Origin of the sequence: Flavobacterium sp. GCM10022190 (assembly GCF_042656445.1) — a bacterium.
GTDB lineage: Bacteria > Bacteroidota > Bacteroidia > Flavobacteriales > Flavobacteriaceae > Flavobacterium > Flavobacterium nitratireducens.
Window position 1 is genome coordinate 424,981 of record NZ_JBHSOQ010000002.1, and the last position, 19,306, is coordinate 444,286.

20 protein-coding genes and 1 pseudogene are annotated in these 19,306 nt (G+C 34.0%); 10 read left to right on the plus strand and 11 right to left on the minus strand.

The window, feature by feature from the left end:
* Positions 1-5 precede the first annotated feature (5 nt).
* The 5 genes from fahA (at position 6) to ACFPTQ_RS08735 (ending at position 4,716) form a co-directional block, all read left to right on the plus strand.
* On the plus strand, positions 6-1,262 hold the full coding sequence (gene fahA / locus ACFPTQ_RS08715; RefSeq protein ID WP_379777198.1) for a fumarylacetoacetase: 1,257 nt from the start codon (positions 6-8) through the stop codon (positions 1,260-1,262).
* Complete coding sequence (locus ACFPTQ_RS08720; protein WP_379776432.1) at positions 1,259-2,158, plus strand: flavin reductase family protein; 900 nt, start codon at positions 1,259-1,261, stop codon at positions 2,156-2,158. Before fahA ends, ACFPTQ_RS08720 begins: the two co-directional genes overlap by 4 nt.
* A 1-nt stretch (position 2,159) precedes the next feature.
* On the plus strand, positions 2,160-2,864 hold the full coding sequence (locus ACFPTQ_RS08725; RefSeq protein ID WP_379776435.1) for a phenylalanine 4-monooxygenase: 705 nt from the start codon (positions 2,160-2,162) through the stop codon (positions 2,862-2,864).
* 252 nt (positions 2,865-3,116) lie between these two features.
* Complete coding sequence (locus ACFPTQ_RS08730) at positions 3,117-4,130, plus strand: XdhC family protein (protein WP_379776438.1); 1,014 nt, start codon at positions 3,117-3,119, stop codon at positions 4,128-4,130.
* 4 nt (positions 4,131-4,134) lie between these two features.
* Positions 4,135-4,716 (plus strand): nucleotidyltransferase family protein, encoded by a 582-nt coding sequence (locus tag ACFPTQ_RS08735; RefSeq protein ID WP_379776440.1) that lies wholly within the window; start codon positions 4,135-4,137, stop codon positions 4,714-4,716.
* On the opposite strand, the gene ACFPTQ_RS08740 is transcribed toward ACFPTQ_RS08735, so the two are convergent.
* Both ACFPTQ_RS08740 and ACFPTQ_RS08745 read right to left on the minus strand, forming a co-directional pair.
* Entirely contained in the window at positions 4,706-6,811 is a 2,106-nt protein-coding gene (locus tag ACFPTQ_RS08740; protein ID WP_379776442.1) for a xanthine dehydrogenase family protein molybdopterin-binding subunit, read from the minus strand. The two genes, ACFPTQ_RS08735 and ACFPTQ_RS08740, sit on opposite strands and share 11 nt — an antisense overlap.
* Before the next feature lies 1 nt (position 6,812).
* On the minus strand, positions 6,813-7,283 hold the full coding sequence (locus ACFPTQ_RS08745) for a (2Fe-2S)-binding protein (RefSeq protein WP_379776443.1): 471 nt from the start codon (positions 7,281-7,283) through the stop codon (positions 6,813-6,815).
* 298 nt (positions 7,284-7,581) lie between these two features.
* Between ACFPTQ_RS08745 and ACFPTQ_RS08750 the strand changes: the two genes are divergently transcribed.
* The 5 genes and pseudogenes from ACFPTQ_RS08750 (at position 7,582) to ACFPTQ_RS08770 (ending at position 10,373) form a co-directional block, all read left to right on the plus strand.
* Entirely contained in the window at positions 7,582-8,226 is a 645-nt protein-coding gene (locus tag ACFPTQ_RS08750) for a DUF1826 domain-containing protein (RefSeq protein ID WP_379776446.1), read from the plus strand.
* Between the two features lie 576 nt (positions 8,227-8,802).
* A complete protein-coding gene (locus tag ACFPTQ_RS08755) occupies positions 8,803-9,561 on the plus strand; it encodes a hypothetical protein (RefSeq protein WP_379776449.1) in 759 nt (252 codons plus the stop codon).
* 29 nt (positions 9,562-9,590) lie between these two features.
* Positions 9,591-9,984 (plus strand): annotated as a pseudogene (locus tag ACFPTQ_RS08760) (DUF5675 family protein).
* Between the two features lie 10 nt (positions 9,985-9,994).
* Entirely contained in the window at positions 9,995-10,210 is a 216-nt protein-coding gene (locus tag ACFPTQ_RS08765; RefSeq protein ID WP_379776452.1) for a hypothetical protein, read from the plus strand.
* Entirely contained in the window at positions 10,197-10,373 is a 177-nt protein-coding gene (locus tag ACFPTQ_RS08770; protein WP_379776454.1) for a hypothetical protein, read from the plus strand. The genes ACFPTQ_RS08765 and ACFPTQ_RS08770 overlap by 14 nt, the downstream gene beginning before the upstream one ends.
* Positions 10,374-10,486: 113 nt before the next feature.
* Here ACFPTQ_RS08770 and ACFPTQ_RS08775 read toward each other — a convergent pair whose 3' ends face one another.
* The 9 genes from ACFPTQ_RS08775 to ACFPTQ_RS08815 form a co-directional block, all read right to left on the minus strand.
* Positions 10,487-12,151 carry a phospholipase D-like domain-containing protein gene (locus ACFPTQ_RS08775; RefSeq protein WP_379776457.1) on the minus strand — a complete coding sequence of 555 codons (1,665 nt, stop codon included), beginning with the start codon at positions 12,149-12,151 and terminating at the stop codon, positions 10,487-10,489.
* A gap of 277 nt (positions 12,152-12,428) precedes the next feature.
* Positions 12,429-12,608 carry a hypothetical protein gene (locus ACFPTQ_RS08780; protein WP_128195562.1) on the minus strand — a complete coding sequence of 60 codons (180 nt, stop codon included), beginning with the start codon at positions 12,606-12,608 and terminating at the stop codon, positions 12,429-12,431.
* 30 nt (positions 12,609-12,638) lie between these two features.
* Positions 12,639-12,776 (minus strand): DUF6943 family protein, encoded by a 138-nt coding sequence (locus ACFPTQ_RS08785; RefSeq protein ID WP_379776459.1) that lies wholly within the window; start codon positions 12,774-12,776, stop codon positions 12,639-12,641.
* 83 nt (positions 12,777-12,859) lie between these two features.
* A complete protein-coding gene (locus tag ACFPTQ_RS08790) occupies positions 12,860-13,087 on the minus strand; it encodes a DUF6943 family protein (protein WP_379776461.1) in 228 nt (75 codons plus the stop codon).
* A 715-nt stretch (positions 13,088-13,802) separates the two neighbouring features.
* Positions 13,803-14,735 carry a nucleotidyl transferase AbiEii/AbiGii toxin family protein gene (locus tag ACFPTQ_RS08795; RefSeq protein ID WP_379776463.1) on the minus strand — a complete coding sequence of 311 codons (933 nt, stop codon included), beginning with the start codon at positions 14,733-14,735 and terminating at the stop codon, positions 13,803-13,805.
* On the minus strand, positions 14,726-15,511 hold the full coding sequence (locus ACFPTQ_RS08800) for a type IV toxin-antitoxin system AbiEi family antitoxin domain-containing protein (protein WP_379776466.1): 786 nt from the start codon (positions 15,509-15,511) through the stop codon (positions 14,726-14,728). Before ACFPTQ_RS08800 ends, ACFPTQ_RS08795 begins: the two co-directional genes overlap by 10 nt.
* A 179-nt stretch (positions 15,512-15,690) precedes the next feature.
* Positions 15,691-16,407 (minus strand): AbiV family abortive infection protein, encoded by a 717-nt coding sequence (locus ACFPTQ_RS08805; RefSeq protein WP_379776468.1) that lies wholly within the window; start codon positions 16,405-16,407, stop codon positions 15,691-15,693.
* A complete protein-coding gene (locus ACFPTQ_RS08810; RefSeq protein ID WP_379776471.1) occupies positions 16,404-18,125 on the minus strand; it encodes a DUF6035 family protein in 1,722 nt (573 codons plus the stop codon). The genes ACFPTQ_RS08805 and ACFPTQ_RS08810 overlap by 4 nt, the downstream gene beginning before the upstream one ends.
* A gap of 13 nt (positions 18,126-18,138) precedes the next feature.
* Positions 18,139-19,290, minus strand: coding sequence for a hypothetical protein (locus tag ACFPTQ_RS08815; RefSeq protein ID WP_379776474.1), 1,152 nt, complete (start codon positions 19,288-19,290; stop codon positions 18,139-18,141).
* Positions 19,291-19,306 lie beyond the last annotated feature (16 nt).

Consider the following 19,306-nt stretch of genomic DNA (forward strand, 5'->3'; position numbering starts at 1 on the left):
AAGAAATTAAAAGTTGGATTGAAATTCCTGAAAATTCCGATTTTACATTAGCTAATATTCCTTTTGGTATTTTTTCAAAAGCCAAAGGACATCATTCAGTGGCAACGGCAATAGGCGATTATGTGTTGGACATAGCGATTGTGCAAAAATTCGGGTATTTTGATGGTTTAGAAATACCGAAAGGCATTTTTGAGTCTCGTTATTTGAATCCTTTTATTGCTTTAGGAAAAGAAAAAACAAATGCTGTTAGAAAATGTATCCAAACATTATTAATTGAAAAAAGTAAAATAACAAAAGACAGTAAATGTATTTTTGAGGCTTTGCACAAACAGGATGAAGTGAAAATGTTATTGCCAATTGATATTCCTAATTATACTGATTTTTATTCGAGTATTGAGCATGCAACGAATGTAGGAATCATGTTCAGAGATCCTGAAAATGCACTTTTACCCAATTGGAAACATATGCCAGTAGGGTATCATGGGAGAGCCTCTTCGATAGTGGTAAGTGATACTCCAATCCATCGTCCTCATGGACAACTAAAAGATCCAGCTAAGGATAAACCTGATTTTGGACCAACAAAGCGTTTGGATTTCGAATTAGAAATGGGATTTGTCATTGGAAAAGAAACACAATTAGGCGATGTGGTTTCTGTAGAAAAAGCAACTGATTATATCTTTGGGATGGTACTTTTTAATGATTGGTCTGCCAGAGATATTCAGGTGTGGGAATATGTACCACTAGGACCATTTTTGGGTAAAAATTTTGCTTCTTCTATGTCACCTTGGATTGTAACTTTTGAAGCCTTAGAGCCATTTAAAGTTCCTGCACCAAAACAGCAAGTGGAAGTGTTACCTTATCTAAAAGAAACCAAAAGAGAAACTTTTGATATTCATTTAGAAGTAGCTATTGCGCCTCAGGAAAGTAAAGAAACAATTGTTTGTCAATCTAATTTTAAGCATCTGTACTGGACAATGGAACAGCAGTTAGCGCATCACACTATTAATGGTTGTAATATTCAAATAGGCGATTTATATGCTTCAGGAACCATTAGTGGGACTACACCGGATAGTTTTGGCTCTATGCTTGAATTGGCTTGGAAAGGAACAAAACCGGTTCTGTTAGAAGATGGATCTACTAGGGTTTTTATTCAGGATGGAGACCAAGTAATTATGAGAGGTCACGCAGGAGAAGGTCATGAAAGAGTGGGCTTCGGAGGTGTTCGAACAGCCATTTTACCAGCTAAGAATATTGAGTTATGAAAACACTAGATCCCAAACAGCTAGAAACAGCAGTAGTTCAGCAACTATTGTCGGGGGCTGTTGTGCCAAGACCTATTGCCTTGGCAAGTACTGTGGACTCAGATGGAAATGTCAATTTAAGTCCGTTTAGTTTTTTTAACTGTTTTAGTTCCAATCCGCCCATTTTAGTCTTTTCACCTGCGCGTAGAGTTCGTAATAACACAACCAAACATACGCTTGAGAATGTTCTGCAAACCAAAGAGGTGGTTATTAATATAGTGAATTATCAAATGGTTGAACAAACCTCTCTTTCTAGTGTCGAATTTGATCAAGGGGTAGATGAATTTGGAAAATCGGGTTTAACTCCTGTGGTATCTAAACGAATTGCACCTCCAAGGGTAAAGGAATCCCCTGTAGCTTTTGAATGTCGAGTGAATGATGTTATTGCTTTAGGAGAAGAAGGAGGAGCAGGACATTTGGTTATTTGTGAGGTGCTTTTGATCCATATTGACGAAAGTGTTTTAGATGATAATAACCGAATTTCGCCTTTTAAATTAGATGCTGTGGCCAGGTTAGGAGGGGATTGGTATTGTCGTACGAATGCACAAAGTTTGTTTGAAGTACCTAAGCCAGGAACCAAATTAGCAGTAGGATTTGAAACTTTGCCTAAAAGAGTTTTGAATAGTAACGTTCTTACAGCAAACAATTTGGCACGGTTGGCCTCTGTTGAGGTCATCCCTGTTATAACTGATGACGAACAGCAATCTATTTTCAACATTTTAGATGGATGTATCAGTCAAGAAGGAGAAGTATTGCTTCAACTTGTTGATGAGAAAGTAAAATATTATATCGAAAATGCCAACATGGAAATGGCATGGAAATTATTGTTAGCTGAAGAATCGTTCAAAGAAAAATAAAATGGACCAATTAAAGCAAATATATGAGGCTTATACTGAGGAAGAGCACAAAGTGTGGAAGCTTTTATTTGATCGACAAGTCCAAAATTTAAAGGATAAGGCTTGCGATGAATATCTAAAAGGCTTAGAGGTTCTTAAACCTGCACTTAATGCCGAACGTATTCCTGATTTTAGTGAACTTAATCCGCTATTAAAAGCGCAATCAGGATGGACAATTGAGGTGGTTCCTGGCTTGATTGAAGTGGATGCCTTTTTTGAATTATTAAGTCAAAAAAAATTTCCATCCTCTACTTGGCTTCGTAAAAGAGAGCAATTGGATTATTTGGAAGAACCCGATATGTTTCATGATATCTTTGGACATATTCCCCAATTAGTGCATGCTGATTATAGTAATTTCATGCAAAAGTTTGGCGAGATAGGATATAAGTACCACTATGATAAAGAGAAGGTTATCCAATTACAGCGATTGTATTGGTTTACAATCGAATTTGGTTTAATTGATACAGCTGCTGGACTTCGTATTTATGGAGCAGGAATCACATCTTCAGTTAAAGAAACCCAGCATGTTTTTGCAAAAGATATTACGGTAGCTCCTTACGATAAAAAACGCATCATGGATACGGATTATATTATTAGTGATATTCAAAACTTGTATTTTAAAATTACATCTTTTGGAGATTTATTCGAATCATTGTTGTTAGATTAAGTTCTTCGTTCATAAAGGAATGGATAATTAAAGCTCGATAAGTAAATTAAGACGTCATAATCTTTTATGGCGTTTTTTTTTGTGCCAAATTTGGAATTTCTTTTGAGAATCTTAGCAAATGGAAAACATTTTAGTAAAGTGTTTTAAAAAAAGACTATATTTCATCAATTATTCGATGGATAGGGAAAACCCAATGGACTATCGGAATTTAAATTAATAATTGTAAATTACTACTAGATTAATTTCGTTACCATGACACATGAATTTAAACTTTTAGTTGAGGTAGCCTACGGTAACCAACATATAAAACATGTATTAGCTACAGTAGTTAACTTGGATGGTTCTTCCTATAGAAAACCTGGTGTTCAGATGTTGATTTCGGAAGATGGAGCAATTGCTGGAGCTGTTAGTGGTGGCTGTGTAGAAAAAGAAGTCCAATTTCAAGCTTTACGTGTTTTTGAAACGCAAGTTCCAAAAGTAATTACTTATGATGGTAGTTTCCGATTGGGTTGTAAAGGTACTTTGTATATTTTAATAGAGCCTTTTTCAATTTCTGATGTTACTTATAAACTTATTCAAAAGGAGTTAAAAGCTAGAAAAACACTTGAAATAACCTCTTTTTTTGAAAAAGAATATACTGAAAGTGGTTGTTTTGGTAGTGTTTTAAAAATTTCTAGTAATCAAGAACTTACTTTTAGAGAAAAATATATTCCAAATAAAAACTTAAGTCAATTCAAGCAAGTTTTGACTGCCATTAGTCAGTTGGTCATTTTTGGAGCAGAACATGATGCGGTTGCTTTGAGTAATATGGCTGTTCAAATGGGTTGGGAGGTACGCATCGTAACATCTCCTAGAGATTCAAGAGGAATTGAAATTTTTCTGGGTGCCAATCAAATTTCTTATTTAGACCCCGAAATGCCTTTTGATTTTATAATTGATGAGCAAACCGCTGTAGTTTTAATGAATCATAATTATGCTCGTGATTTGCATTTTTTGTTAAATCTTCAGAAACAAAATGCATTTTACATTGGAATCTTGGGTTCTGCCCAACGACGAGAAAAGTTAATGCATGATTTAATAGAATACAATTCGGAATTAGTTTTGAACTTTATGGAAACAATTTACAGTCCTGCCGGAATTAACATAGGAGCGATTACACCGCAAGAAATAGCCATTTCGATCATTAGTGAAATACTAGCTATTAAAAATAAAAAAGAAGTACCTTCATTACGACATTTAATGGGACAAATTCATAATAATAAATAACCAAATGAAAGTTGCTATTGTTGTTCTTGCTGCAGGAGCAGCCACGCGAATGCAGCGTATTAAGCAATTACTTCCGTATAAAAAATCTAGTCTTTTAGATCATGCTATACATTCAGCGAAATGCTCAAATGCGAGTGAGATTATTTGTGTTTTAGGAGCTAATGCAGTAACGATTCAAAAAGCTATTAAAATTGAAACTATTTCAATTACTATTAATGAAAATTGGGCTTCTGGACTAGGAAGCTCTATTGTTCATGGAGTAAATTATGTAGAAAAGCATTTTCCAGAAATAGAGGGCATCCTATTTACTTTGGCCGATCAACCTTTTGTAACAACAAAATACCTCAATTTGATTTTAGATATAGCTGTGGATGCAGAAAAAATCTATGCAAGTTACTATCACGATACTTTTGGAGTACCTGTTTTATTTCCTAAAAAATATTTTGAAGATTTGAAAAAATTAGAAGGAGAACAAGGTGCTAAAAAATTGTTGCAAATTCATCAGCACCAAGTTATTCCAGTTGTTCCGGATTTTATCAATTTAGATATTGATACTCAAGAGGATTATGAAAAGATTATTCGTTAAAATGATCCATCAAAGGTAATTTTCGAATTCTCTTTTTAGTCGCGGCATATATAGCATTAGCCACAGCTGCTGCAACGGGTGGTAAGGCAGGTTCTCCTAAGCCTGTTGGAGCTTCATTGGAAGGAACAAATTGTACTTCGATATCCAAGGGAGCATTTTTCATTTTTAGAAATTTGTAGCTGTTAAAATTGGTTTCTTTTACAGCACCTTCGACAAAAGTTACTTTAGGATATAAGGCATGACAAATTCCATCTACAATTGAACCTTGGACCTGATTTTCGGCACCACTAAGATTGATTACCGTTCCGCAATGAACAGCACAATACACTTTTACCACGCGAGGTTTTCCTTTTTCCAATCGAATATCCACTACTTGAGCTACATAGGATCCAAAGGAATACCAGGTTGCAAAACCTCTATATATTCCTGGTTTTGAAGTTCCCCAATTGGATATTTTTTGGACAAGTTTAATTACACTAAGGTATTTTTCAGGTTCATAGCCTAAGTTACCTACAGCAGGATTTTTGGCATTTTCAAAGAGCTGAATTCGAAATGCTATAGGATCTTTTTTGAGAGCGATGCATACCTCATCCATAAAACTTTCGGCAGGAAAGGCTAGTGCATTGGCACCGGGCGCTCTCCACCATCCAGTAGGAGTGTTGCTGGTATAACCTTGTCCGCTGGAGCGATAATTTTTAAGAATTCCAGCAATATAACTATCCCCACGCATTCCTCTACCAATTCCTACTGCTGATTGATACCATCCTAGTATTTCGTTTTTAGAAAGTGTAGCTCGATAACGGTACATGGCCGAAGGGCGATAGAAATCATTTTGCATATCATCTTCTCTGGTCCATTGTACTTGAACAGGACATTTGGCTGCATGCGAAATTAAAGCAGCTTCAACAGCATTGTCGTTCATTAATTTTCTACCAAATCCACCTCCTTGTCTAGGCATACTAACACTAATGTTTTCGGGAGCGATGCCTAATTTTTTGGCTACATCATTGCGTACACTGCCTGGAACTTGAGTTGGACCAAATAAATCAGCTTTGTTTTCGGAAACATCTGCGTAGAAGTTTAATGGTTCCATTTGTCCATGCGATAGGGTTTGTATGAAATAGCTAGCATCTAATACTTTTGTAGCGGTATTTTTGGTTAATTCAAAATCGCCATCATTTCTTGTAAAGCTTTCGCTTTCTTTTTGTAAAATGACTTCATAATCTTTGATATGATCGGCTGTGTTTTCAAGTTTAACAGGAGCATCCCATTTGATAATTAAGGCATCTCTCCCTTTTTTGGCAGCCCATGTTGAGGAGGCTAATACCGCTACGGCATTTTCAATTTGGACTACTTTTTTTACTCCATTTACCTGTAAGGTTTGACTATCGTCATATTCGACTAATTTTTTTCCGTGTGCAGGAGGACGCACTACCATGGCATATAACATTCCTTCTTTTCGGGTATCTATTCCATATAAAGCTTTTCCTTGTGTAATCGCTTTTGCATCAACATCTTGAATACGTTTTCCTAAATATTTAAACTCAGAAACCTCTTTTAATTTAGGTTTAGTAGGAACTTCAAGCGTGGCAGCTAGACTGGCAAGTTCACCATAAGTAGCTACTTTAGAACTTGCTTTATGAATTATACTACCATTTTCGGCAATGCATTCATCTACAGGGACATTCCATTTTTTGGCAGCAGCATTAACAAGCATTTCTCGGGCCGTAGCACCTACTTGTCGCAACGGCATAAAGCGATTTTTAACAGACCCACTTCCTCCAGCTGTTTGATTTCCAAATTTACCGTTCAGAGGCGCGAGTTCGACATTGATTTTTGTCCAGTCTACACTAAGTTCTTCCGCAATGATTAATGGCAATGATGTTTTTACACCTTGACCAATCTCTGGATTGGGAGCCATTAAGGTTATCGTGTTATCTCCGTTAATTTTTATGAATGCATTAGGACTAAAAGTGAATTCTGTATGTTCGTCCTCTTTTCCCATAGCATTTAAAAATGAAAAACTGAGTAACATTCCGCTGCCCGCAATGGCTGAAACTTTAATAAAAGAGCGTCTTGAAATTTGTGAATCCATATTAGTGCTTTTCTGAAGTTAATTGGTTGGCTGCTTGATGAATTGCTTTTCGGATGCGAACATGTGTACCGCATCTACAGATATTACTTATTTCGGAATCTATATCTTCGTCAGAAGGTTTGGGATTGTTTTTCAATAAGCTAGCAGCCGCCATGATTTGACCTGATTGGCAATAGCCACATTGCGAAACATCGAGTTCTTGCCAAGCAATTTGTAATGGGTGTTCGCCTTTATCATCTAAGCCTTCTATGGTGATAATTGGGTTGTTTTCTACTGCTTCAATCGGGATTAAACAAGAACGTGTGGCAGTTCCATTTAAATGCACCGTGCAAGCTCCACATTGTCCTACACCACAACCATATTTGGTTCCTACAAGATTAAGATTATCACGAAGAACCCATAACAGCGGTGTATCTGCATCCGCTTCAACAGACATCAAGTTGTTGTTGACTGTAATTGAATATTTAGGCATTAGCTTCCGATTTTAGTTGATAATGAAACTTTATTTTTGAAATTATTAAGTTCAAAAGAGTTACTCTTTTGAAAACTAGCTTAATCCAAAGAATTAAGAATTTAAATATAATCAAATTTATTATAGTTACAGAATCTATTCAAATTGTTTTATCGAGTTGATAATCAATTTTTAATCGAATCGGTATCAATTAGGATGGTTATTTTTGGAGAAGCATAAAGTATGTGAAAAAGAGTCTTCGTCTAACGAGGATTCTCTACTTTTGTATGTAATGAATAACACGTTTTTTAATTTTTTTATGAGTAATCTATTTGCGAATTATATTCAAATTGGAACCGTTTCAACATTCTCAGAACTTGTACAGACCGATTTTGAAGGAGAAATGAATGCCTTATGCTGGTATCGGAAATTGGAGGGGGATTTTGCTGAAATTGTCGCTAAATTATCTTTGAAAGATACTATAACCGAAGTTGCTCAAGAAGATTTGCAAGCGCTTCAATTGTCTAATGAAGGAGATAAAGCAAGAGCTATTATCTTGAAGGATATGCAGTTATTAACTGATTTTGGAGCATCACCATCGTTAAATTTGTTGAAGTGTTATGAACGCGATGATGAATTCGATTTTATTTCTACCGATGTGTATTCTTATCATGTCGATCGTTCACCTATTGCAACAGATACCTTTTTATGTACTTATCATGGAGCTGCTAGTGATATTATAGCAAACGATCAAGCGGAACAGAAAGTTAAAATTCCCGAAATTAGAGAAAAGCTTAAGAAACTTTACAATGGAAAAGAGGAGGAATTTGAATTGTTTTTAAAGGATAACTATTTTGATTTGCATTATCAGCCTAAAGAGGGTTCGGTGCCAATTAATTTAGGTATAGGTCATTTATGGCGATTAGCAGTTGATCATCCCGAACAAAAAGTATGTCAAATATAAGCATAATTGTTTGAATATTAAAGTGTCAAGGCTAAAAAATGAACTAGTAGTTTAAGTGTTTAGTTATGCGTATCCTGATTAAAATTTGTCTAAAGTGTTTTTAAATTTTAACCAAAAATCAAGTGAGTTACTTGTTCATATTTTATACCTGAATAGATACAGAACTCATCAATCGTTAGGAACTCATTTTCGAGCTTATTGAGGTCTTTTTTTATTTTTTGCATCAATCTGGTGCTTTGACGATAACTTTTTCCTGTTATACGCTGTATGTCCTTTGGATAGATGCACACCCTCTGGGTATTTGTTTTCATACTTTATCCTTAACTTTGATATAGCTATGCTATACTTCTGACGTGCAGAAATTCCAATGCAATTTAGTTATAATTCTTCATACTTATTTATCGTGTTTTTAAGTTCATTCTAGACACTTATGTCATTTTTGGACATACGGTACACTTGTGGTTTTTCCTTTTGAAAAATGCTTTGTAAACTTTGCTATAATCATTCAAAATGTGGTTGCAACTGATTAATAGAATGAAGTGATTTTAGATGAATGTTTAATAAAATTTTGAAGTTATGGCAAGGCAAAAAGGCATAATTAAATTGAAAGGTACTATCGGAGATATTACTTTTTATAAAACGCAGGATGGGCATTTGGCGAGAGAAAAAGGCGGAATTGACGCTAACAGAATCGCAAATGATCCTGCGTTTCAAAGAACACGTGAAAACGGTTCTGAATTTGGAAGAGCAGGGAAAGGGGGTAAGTTGTTGAGAACAGCTTTACGTGTATTGTTGCTGAATTCGGCGGATAGTCGCATGGTGAGTCGTTTGACGCAATCTATGGTTAAGGTGATTCAGGCGGACACCACCAGTGAGCGTGGTTTAAGAAACGTGATTGATGGTGAAGCCGAATTGTTAACCGGATTTGAATTCAATATTCGAGGGAAATTGGGAACCAGTTTGTTTGCTCCTTATACCGGAGGCATCAACAGGGTTAGCGGTGAAATCTCAGTGGATATCCCATCATTTATCCCGTTGAATATGATTGCAGCTCCCGGAGGAACTACTCATTTCAAAATTATTTCGGCTGGTGTTGAAGTTGATTTTGAAAATGAAAGTTTTGTTGAGCAACATTCAGAGACAGCGATCATAGCTTGGGATGCAACACCTACGGCTGTTATTAGCCATGTAAACACTGTTACTCCTAACAGTACTAAACCGTTATTCCTGGCTTTAGGATTGGAGTTCTACCAAGAGGTGAGTGGAAATATGTACTCTTTGAAAAACGGTGCTTACAACCCTTTAGCGCTTATCGTAGTTAATGGAGGTGTGTAATCTGAAGTTAGGATTTAGAAATCAGAATTATGGTTTTGTTTTTAACTAGAACTTATTTCCCTGAAGGAACAAATGGTAAACTCGAATGCGAAGGTAAATTGATTTGTCATACAATTGAATTGCCGTGGAAGAGAAACGAAACGAAGGTTTCCTGTTCCGGAAGGGAAATATTTTATAAGAAAGCGATACAGTGCGAAGTATAAATGGCATTTGGAATTGGTGGATGTACCCAATAGAAAGTATATCCTTTTTCATCCTGCTAATAATGCTCAAAAGGAATTGCAAGGCTGTATTGCTCCGGTAACTAAATTTTCTGGACCTGGACTTGGTTTGATGTCCCGAAAAGCTTTTACGAAGCTGAAAGACTTTGTTTATAAAGCTTTGGACAATAAAGAAAGTGTCGAAATACTAATTCAATCTTAACGATTAGATTATGAAAAAAATTATCAATAGAGCTTCGGCTCCCACTCCAAAGTTTTTTAAAGTGCTTCGAAATGTTGGTTTGGCATTAGCTGCCGTTGGAGGAACAATTTTAGCTGCTCCAATTGCGCTGCCTGTAATAGTAACTACTATTGGAGGTTATGTTGCTGTAGCCGGAGGTGTTTTGTCGGCTGTAAGCCAACTTACTACAACTGATGACAGCCAATAATCACACCTTAATGGGAACTGCCGGAGGCACATTTTTAAGTATCGTACCTAATATTCAATCTGAAGATATTGTAAAAACGGTTGTTTTGGCTACTGTTGGAGCAATTGTCAGTTTTACTATTTCGTTAGTGCTTAAAAGCCTAAATAAGAAGCACAAAAAATAAGTTTAGCCCTAGTTGTGGTGACCTTTTGGGTTAAACAAGATGAAAGCCTGGTCGAAAGACCTGGCTTTTTTTGTGGTTATTGAAATTACTATTATAAAAAATCTCCGTACTATTTAGTGATCAACTTGCGCAAAATATTTTCTTTTTGCCGAATTAGATGTATCTCCAAAACTTGATTCCCACCAGTTATCAATTCGTAATGGTTTAGGAGCTTCATCTATCTTACGCCACTGTAAAGATTCACGGAAAGAAAAGTGAGAGAACAACCGCATAAATTCACCTAAATAGATATCTGCTATTCTTGTATTGCCTCTTACTAATAGCATGTTTTCGTCATTTTTAATTGTGGAAGCATCACTAAAATTTGCTGAACCACAAATTACAATCGGATCATCACTCAAAGGATCTATCAACATAAATTTATTGTGTACATAATTTACATTACTATTTAAACCTGTTAAGCTCTCTTTTACCCAACCATCAAATTTATTGGTTCTAACAAAATTACCAACGGCAAAAACATTTTCTACCATGTCTCTAAGTTCCTGTATTTCCTGTTCATCTGCCAATTTTGCTGCTTCATCATCAGAATCGTATGGTCTTGTTTTTTTCTCTAATAATGCCAAACGAAAACCGGCTTCAGAATTTCTATAAACTTCTTTGAAAGTTTTGTTCATTCCAAACGCAAAAGTCATAAACAACCCTTTTTTGGCTGTTAATGCAAGATTACCATAGTAGTTTAAGGCATCGAGGGACTTTCTTGGGCTAAATAATACTGAAGTGCCAACAGGTAAATCAATAGGAGGTATAGTGCTAATATTTTCCACTGCAACGGGTAGGTCTTTATGATCAAGATCTTGTTCAAGAGCATTCCAATATTTAAGGAACAAGCCGGTTATATTTGATTCTTCTACTACATGGGCAACATTAGAGTGTCCAAAAATTCCCCCATCAGAAAAATTTGTTCCTCCTGTCCATACAGCAATTGGATTACCATTCTCTAGTTTTACAATAAATTTGTTATGAGAAATGCCGGATGGATAAGTAGTTCTTGGGGTACTAACATTATCCAAATGATATGTAGCAACTAACTCTTTATTCTTTTCTCCAGGGACTTTCTTTTTTGCATCATACACTATTTTTATATCAACTCCTCTAGCGATAGTCTCTTCTACTAGCTTGAGTAATGGCTCATAATTAAATTCATAAGCAGCAATTCTTAAAGCATGTTTTCCAGGTTCACAAGAAGCGATGAATTTCTCCAAAGCCTCATATAAGCCTCTTGAAAGCCATTTAAATACTTTTTTTGGATCTGTTGCTTTATCTGGCTCCACATCACCAAATCTGCGTATATATTCCTGTGAAGCTGCTGTCCCCCTGTTAAAATAAACATCCTGATTACCACCTTCAGGATCTTCAGTTGTTACTTCTACAGTGCATTCATTAAAAGATGTGAGTGCTGTTGGACTCCCTTTTAGTGCTGTTACTTTATAGGAATAGGTTTTTCCAGGTTCAGCACTATAATCAGCCCATTGAAATATTTGTATAGGATGATCATTTGATGGGTACAATGCTCCTGCCGGAAAACCCGGATCTGTTTCTTCGAAACATTTCATACCTTCCAAAAACTTTGCGACTCCTTTCTCATCGGTTCGTAAGATAGAAAAACCTAAAAGTCCATTACATTCTGTTTTTGGCAAATCAAAGCCAAGAGTTACTACATAAGTACCTGCGATAGCATTTACTTTTAAATTATTATTTGTTTTTGATGTTCTCATTACAATTAATATTGGTTTTAGTTAATATGATTTGAACTGAACGACTTAATAAAGCAGTATATATCTTTCTGAACAAGATTAATTAGTACTTCTCTTTTGTAGCTAATTATTTGTTATTAATTTTATTTGAAAATTACAAAAAAAATATATTAAGATTTGTTATGGTATTGTAAAATATTTGAAAGTCAGTGTTGTATAAGTAGCATATTTGGATTTTTGAAGAAAAAAAGCCCCCTTATCAGTGGGGGCAAGTCGGAGTGTTAGACTTTTTTTGTTTTTAGATTTCACCAAATTGATTAAGTTGTACCTCAACGACTACCACTTCGGAATTGTGGCAGTATAAATCGTTGTATTTTGCAAAGTCAATTGCTTTGTTTCTGCTGTCAAAAGCACCAAAAAAAACTCTTGAAGCTCTTGATTTCCAATTGTCAGTCTGGAATAATAAAAAAATGCTCATAGAAGTAATTTTAAGAGTTAATAAAACAAATTATTTATTGCAGTAGCGATGTAAAATAGCACTACGCATATCGTTTATGAGATTGATATTTTCGTGAAATTGCTTTTCTTTTTGTTCCAGGAGTTTTAAAGCTGCAATTTGCTTTAGATGTTCCTCGTATTCTTGCATTAATAATTTTGATTTCGAGAAAAACTTTTTTTGAAATCAGGAAGACGTAAAAACGAAATAACAGAACCTACTAAATGTTGGTGCTAAAACTTCGATTTCCACAAACTGTATGCTATCCAATACATATTTTCACAATCTTCGTTAGAGTCAAATATGATTACAAAGCTGTTGGTAAATGGTTCTTTGGATGGCTTTCCGCTATTCATTCCTTTGTTCAGTATAAAGATTCGGCTTCCACTGTAGGCAGTGTGTTTTTGATGGGTTTTGATGATGAAGTTCGGCATGGCTAGGCTGTTTTTAAAATCCAACATTATTTTTCTTTTCGATAAAATGCAGTTACGTGACTGGGAACGTGAATTAAACACCCCCAAGCACCGCAGGGAGCAAAAAAGGCGTTAAGCGGTATGGCATATAAAAAAGCCTTTTTTTGCGGACGAGGAGCGCCGTGGCGGTGTTGCGGCAATCGAACAGCCACGCTAGACCGGGAACGAAATGAAGCGGTAGCGTAATTGAGAGAAGGGCTAGCAGCGTGTAACGGCGGGCTAACTATAAACTCGCCGCCTTTTGGCGGTTACATTGATTTAGGGCAAAGTGAGGTTTTTACCGAACGGAGCCAAGCCCGATGGCTGGGCGAAAGAGCAACCGCCCAATTAACAAGGGGCGGCAGACACAAATACTGCCGGAATGTAGTGGAGCATCCTTCGGCTGCGCTCAGGGTGACGGATTTTATGCACTAATGAAAATGAAGTTCAAATGGAAAAGATATTTCTTGCGCAGACAAGGGAAGCGAAACGAAATGAGGCTGTATTGTGGCTGCAGTAGCCCCGACGAACGCAGGAAGAGAGCGTGTGAAGATGAGGGGGAGGAAGCAAAAATAAAGGCGGCTTATTTTCAAGCTGCCTTTATGGTTGCTGACGACCGTACTGTGGAACGGAGTCCCGCCTTTTGCGGGACGACTGGAACAGCCGAACGGAACAAAGCGAACGACCGGAGAGAGACCGATTGATTGCGTGTGATTTTTAAAAATTATTGATATGGATAAAGTAATTTTTTTAATTTATCGTATGCTTCCTTGTGTTTATTAGAAGGTAACTTTTCTAAATTAATCATTTTCCAACGAACCGATGGAAGATTTGAAATTACAGCAGCATTTTCCATTTCCAGCAAATTCCAATCAGGAGTTTTATTTTTGAAAGACAAAAGAAATTTCTTTTCATTATCTGTCATTTGAGAGTTGATTTGGTGAATCAGGTTTTCTCTTGCTTCTTCCAATTGTTCCAGAGGAACATCAACTTGTGCCATTTGCATAAATTCTGACACATAAATTTCACTGATGTCTTTGCGGTTTGGAGCTAAGAGTTCAGCCATAGGCCTTTGATGACTTATTAAAAATACTAAAAATGTTTTGCGAAGGTTTTCGGTTAATCCTTCGTTTTCAAGAAGAAACTTTACATCGAATAAATCTCTGGGGTGCTGTCTGTCTAAGGCTGCGCATAGTTTTCCGGCATATAAGTCTGGTAAAGAAGCGACTTGCATTTCGACATAACCAAATGCTGCTTCTACTTCTTCGGTGACTTCCATTCTTTCTTCAGGGAAAACAGTCCCTCTTATTACCGGAGATAACTCTACCTTAATTCTCACATCTCCTTGACTTACGATAAGTCTTAACGCATCGCTTTGTTCGTGTGCATCCTGTACTTTGCTACCAGGTATTGTTTTTAAGATGAGTTCACTGATTCGTGATAAAGCTGCTCTAATATTTTTTAAAGCTGTTTCACGATCATCCATTGGAATGTAAAGTAAATCAATATCTACAGAAAGTCTAGGTAATGCTCTGTAGAATAAATTGATTGCGGTACCACCTTTTAGTGCAAAGCATTTTTCGGTATCTACTAATGGTAAAACCCGTACTAAAAGTTGTACCTGTTTAGCATATATGTTGTTAGCGTCTATAGCCATTGTGGAACTGTTATTTTATATTTATTATCTAATTTTCCCCCTTTTACTATCATTCGATTTCCAGAGCCTAATGTTATTGTTTCTCTATTGATTTTATTTAACCAAACATAATTTTGGCGGTCTGCAAACCAAAAGAAAAGTCGTTTCACTTTTACATTTTGACATTCCTCCAATACTTTTTGAAGGCTTCGCGGTGATAATGTAGTTAGTCCCTGCATTAATTGGTCGGCATGCTCAAAAGTCACTTTTTGAGGTACATCTAAAAGCACTTCAAGGTATGCTCTTTCCGGAGTAGATAGTATTAATTTTCTATTATTATTATCCCAATCCCTTTCTGATGTGAAAGGATATAATTGTTTGTTTTTTTCCAGATTCTCAACAAATAAACTGTTGGTAGTATGTCTAAGAAATTTTATATTCAAATCTAAATTGCTAACCCATCTTGGCAACAGATCATTTCCGAATAAATGCACTATTTTATTTTCTGATAGAGATAAGTAATGTGATAATCCCTGCATTTCAAGTGCTGTTAAACCGCCTACAACCAAATCGGTTTTCAATATCGATTGCAAGGAGAAAACCACGGATTGCCAAGTGATTTTGCTGATATTTCTAACATAAACTCCTTTGCTTATAGATTCCAGTTGATTGCTTTTTACCAAATTGTCTATAGCGTGACGGCTAAAATTATTTTCCATAAGCCATTTATGAGTGGTTACTAACCCCTCGGGCATTATTTCATATAATTCTTTTCTTCGTATTACATTTATAGCCATAATTTAAATATTTATCTCATTACGGCGTTAATCGCCGTAATACAAAGATAATGTAAATTAATTGATTTACATAAATTAATGTTAACGGAGATAATCGCCGTTGTTTTTATTTGATTTAAACTTTAATTATAGCGTGTGTGTTTTAAAAGAAGAAACTGAATGTGATATAAATACTAATCTCATAATTTATTTTTTTCAAAAGAATAATCTTTTAAAGCTTCATCAATAAAAACTCTTAATTGATTTTTTAAAATTTCTATATTTTCTTCTTTGTAATGATCTTTAATATTAGGATGGAACAAAATTTTTAATCCTTTGTAAAACCTAAATATTCTATCCACAACTATTTTAGTTTCTATAAATTCGGTTTTTGTTATTTCTATTTGTGGAATTAATAGCCTATCTCTGAAATCAACATAAAATCCCTGATTCTTTTTATTATCGAATTCAGTTAGTATTTTTATTCTTTCTACTGAATTTTCTAATGGTTTGCTTGCCAAAGCAATTTCGAAAAGCCCATTAAGTAATCCATTCCAAAAATCACTTTTTGTTTTTATTAAACTAACCGGTTCATTAGATTCTTTTTTATTAAAACTTTCCAAAAGACCAATTGACAATTCTATTAATTGTGCGATTTGATGTCTAATTCTATGATCTCTAAAAAACTTTTTTGAATCTTTTATTAGATAGGTTTTGTAACCTTGACTGTGCAGTAATACCAATATTGATTTTATTACTTCTTCTGAGCTTAAAACAAGCAAAGAAGTAGCAGACGAAAAGGATTTGTTATTTTCAGCAATTAGTAGTGCATCTTTTCTTAATTGACGTGCATTTTTATAAATACTGTAGTCAATACCTTTTGATTTTTGAGCGGATAGATTGATAAAAGTATTCATGACTTAGATATATCGTTTTCAAATTTTAAATCTTTGTACACACTTGATATTATTTGATTATAACTTAACTCTTTAATAGGATTAGCAATATTATACTCGTCTAAATTTTTTTTAAAATTTCCTTTTTTATCTTCAATTCGTAAAAAATCATCCAATCCATAGTACGTTTTAATTGATTCCAAAATTATGTGTGAAAAACTATAATTTTTTTCATTCTTTGGATTAAAAAAATGATTTGCAAGTTGTATTAAACTATAACTATATCCAATTACTTTTTTCTCTTTAATTGATAAAATTGCGACCAAAACTCTTTCAATTCTTGGAAAGTGTTTCAAGTAATCTGGATTACTCTTTAATTTTGTTTGAATTATTACCAATGATAAAAAATATAGAATTGAGTTTCTGAATGGTGTTTTGTAATTGTCTAATTCGATTTGATATTCAATTTTGAGGAAACTTATATCTCCTTTGGTTGGATTATAACCATTTCTAAATAGTTCATCTATTTTTGTGTGAATTTCATTTATTCCAGAATTGAATGTAATTTGTAAAGGGCTTAAATTAGTATAATCTCGTTTTAATCTCTCAAAGAATAAAGCATTTTTAGTTTCATAATCTAGTTGTTCCTCATCTATTGCTTTTTGTCTTTCTGCTTTATTTTTTTCGTATTGCTTTTCTCTTTCAATTTCTTGTAAACGTAATTCTTCTTGTTCAATTTCAATCAGTCTTTGAGCCTCTTTACGTTTTTCGATTTCTTGTAATCTTCTTTTCTCCCGTTCTTCGTTAAGCAATCTTTCCGCTTCTTTTAGCTCTAAAACTTTTTTATCAATTTCTAATTTAACTTCATTTTCAGCTTTATCAACATCAAAATAATAAACTTTATAATAATTACTATCAAAAGTTAATTCACTTAAATTTATGTACTTACTATCCCACTCGTACTCAATGTTTTCTTTATTAGCTTTAGGCTTTTGATATTGGCATAATAAAAATAAATCATTATTAATTCTGGATAAATTAATTGCTTCTTGATCTAAAATAAAAGCATTCCTATTATTTGAATAGAATATATCTTTTTGAGTGAATCGCTGTTTGTCTGTTTCAATTTCAAAGTTTTTAAAAACCCAAATTATAAAAGTTTTGTTTTCTTTATAGAAATGCTGTCTTTCGCATATAACATCTAAAAAAGTAGTTGCAAGTTGAATTTCAAAAACTAATTTCTTTTCTTTAAATACGGAAGTTATATCAGGTTTTTTCCATTCAAGATAGTTTCTTTCACTTTTATTAACCATTTCTAGTTTAGCAAATGAAATCTCTCCTTTAGTATTTTTGTTTAAACATAAAAAATCATAAATAAGATTTTTGGTTTCAATATGTAAAGCTCCTTCATGCTGACCATTAAATTTACCTTTTAAAATGTCTTCTCGGGATAATTTTGTATCGGTTTTAATTGGGCAATCTTTACTGTCTTTAAGGTGCTTAAAGTATTTAATTTTTCCATTTATACCTTTTCCACCACTTATTTGTACCATTTGACCACAAGTATCACAAACAAGAAAAGGATCTCTTTTTTTCTTATAGGCATCTTGACATTTTTCTCTGTAAGGAAAAACAATATGGTCACTTAATTCCAAAAAAATATTAGCATCAATTATTTGTCCTGTATCAAGATTTAATACGGTTTCAATTGTTCTTATATTTTCTGTTTCTTTCTCCAATGATACTATTTTACTATCTGTTTAAGATTATTTGGTCATAATGTTTTTTAAAATACTTAAGTTCATTAATTGCAATTAATGAGGATTTATCCAATTTATCATTCCAAATATTATTGTAATTATGATATACTACATCATATACTTCTGTGTCTTTTTGAATTTCCCAAGCAATACCTATTACAACAGCCGATTTATTCATTAAAAAGGCAGCAACCATACATCTAATCTCTAATTCTTTTAATCTTTCTTTTTGGTTATTAAATTTTCCAGAAATAAATACATAAATGACGTGATTAAATGAGGGTGAAAAATAAATTCTTGCTCTGATATTAGTTTTAATTACCTCATTTAAATTGTTTACTAATTTTACTCTTTCAAATCTTGTTTCTTGCGCCATAATCTCATAGGCTTTCATCAGATTATTTAAAGATTTGGTATTATAACCATTTTGGGTAAAATGATTTTGAGCAGAATGATTAATTATGAAATCCCAGATATAACTTTCTTGTCTTTCCTTTTTTTCTTTAATATAAAATTTATCTTTTTTGAGGCTTTTATATAATCCTTCATCAAAAACTAAATATGTTTTATCTGGAAAATTAAATTCATTGAATAAATAATATGCTAACAAATCTTCTTCTCCATTACCTGTAAAATAAACATTTGATAGTTTGGTTTGCTTCTCTCTTAAATAACTAATGAAATCTGTTATTGTATCAAGTTCCAAAGTAATTGAATGAAATGAAACTTCATCCATAATGTTAACATATCCATTATTTCGAATAGATTCTGGAATAGGAAATTTGCCTCTTCCTCCAATTGCTAAAGCTATTTTATAAAAGTTTTTTTCTATTGGTAATTCAATCTCTTCCTCTGAACCTTTTAATTTAAACGAAGAAACGGCTTTTAGAAAGCGTTCTGCTCCATTTAATTGTTTTATAGAATCTTCAATGGCTCGTGTATTCCATCTGTTATAATCAACGTCATAGTTATCAGTTAGATTGATATTAATTTCTTTTACAGATATTAATACTATATCCTTGCCACAAATAATAATAACATCGCAAAGCTCTTTCCCTTTTTTACCAATGGGATTTACAAAGCTAAACAGTGAGAAAAAAGAATTTCTACATAAATTATAAGCCCACTCTTCTGATTTAGTCATTAAATATATGATTTTT

Excerpts from the sequence above, each read along its gene's own strand:
- ACFPTQ_RS08720 (WP_379776432.1), top strand. The coding sequence starts at position 1,259 with ATGAAAACACTAGATCCCAAACAGCTAGAAACAGCAGTAGTTCAGCAA.
- ACFPTQ_RS08725 (WP_379776435.1), top strand. The coding sequence starts at position 2,160 with ATGGACCAATTAAAGCAAATATATGAGGCTTATACTGAGGAAGAGCAC.
- ACFPTQ_RS08730 (WP_379776438.1), top strand. The coding sequence starts at position 3,117 with ATGACACATGAATTTAAACTTTTAGTTGAGGTAGCCTACGGTAACCAA.
- ACFPTQ_RS08735 (WP_379776440.1), top strand. The coding sequence starts at position 4,135 with ATGAAAGTTGCTATTGTTGTTCTTGCTGCAGGAGCAGCCACGCGAATG.
- ACFPTQ_RS08740 (WP_379776442.1), bottom strand. The coding sequence starts at position 6,811 with ATGGATTCACAAATTTCAAGACGCTCTTTTATTAAAGTTTCAGCCATT.
- ACFPTQ_RS08745 (WP_379776443.1), bottom strand. The coding sequence starts at position 7,283 with ATGCCTAAATATTCAATTACAGTCAACAACAACTTGATGTCTGTTGAA.
- ACFPTQ_RS08750 (WP_379776446.1), top strand. The coding sequence starts at position 7,582 with ATGAGTAATCTATTTGCGAATTATATTCAAATTGGAACCGTTTCAACA.
- ACFPTQ_RS08755 (WP_379776449.1), top strand. The coding sequence starts at position 8,803 with ATGGCAAGGCAAAAAGGCATAATTAAATTGAAAGGTACTATCGGAGAT.
- ACFPTQ_RS08765 (WP_379776452.1), top strand. The coding sequence starts at position 9,995 with ATGAAAAAAATTATCAATAGAGCTTCGGCTCCCACTCCAAAGTTTTTT.
- ACFPTQ_RS08770 (WP_379776454.1), top strand. The coding sequence starts at position 10,197 with ATGACAGCCAATAATCACACCTTAATGGGAACTGCCGGAGGCACATTT.
- ACFPTQ_RS08775 (WP_379776457.1), bottom strand. The coding sequence starts at position 12,151 with ATGAGAACATCAAAAACAAATAATAATTTAAAAGTAAATGCTATCGCA.
- ACFPTQ_RS08780 (WP_128195562.1), bottom strand. The coding sequence starts at position 12,608 with ATGAGCATTTTTTTATTATTCCAGACTGACAATTGGAAATCAAGAGCT.
- ACFPTQ_RS08785 (WP_379776459.1), bottom strand. The coding sequence starts at position 12,776 with ATGCAAGAATACGAGGAACATCTAAAGCAAATTGCAGCTTTAAAACTC.
- ACFPTQ_RS08790 (WP_379776461.1), bottom strand. The coding sequence starts at position 13,087 with ATGTTGGATTTTAAAAACAGCCTAGCCATGCCGAACTTCATCATCAAA.
- ACFPTQ_RS08795 (WP_379776463.1), bottom strand. The coding sequence starts at position 14,735 with ATGGCTATAGACGCTAACAACATATATGCTAAACAGGTACAACTTTTA.
- ACFPTQ_RS08800 (WP_379776466.1), bottom strand. The coding sequence starts at position 15,511 with ATGGCTATAAATGTAATACGAAGAAAAGAATTATATGAAATAATGCCC.
- ACFPTQ_RS08805 (WP_379776468.1), bottom strand. The coding sequence starts at position 16,407 with ATGAATACTTTTATCAATCTATCCGCTCAAAAATCAAAAGGTATTGAC.
- ACFPTQ_RS08815 (WP_379776474.1), bottom strand. The coding sequence starts at position 19,290 with ATGACTAAATCAGAAGAGTGGGCTTATAATTTATGTAGAAATTCTTTT.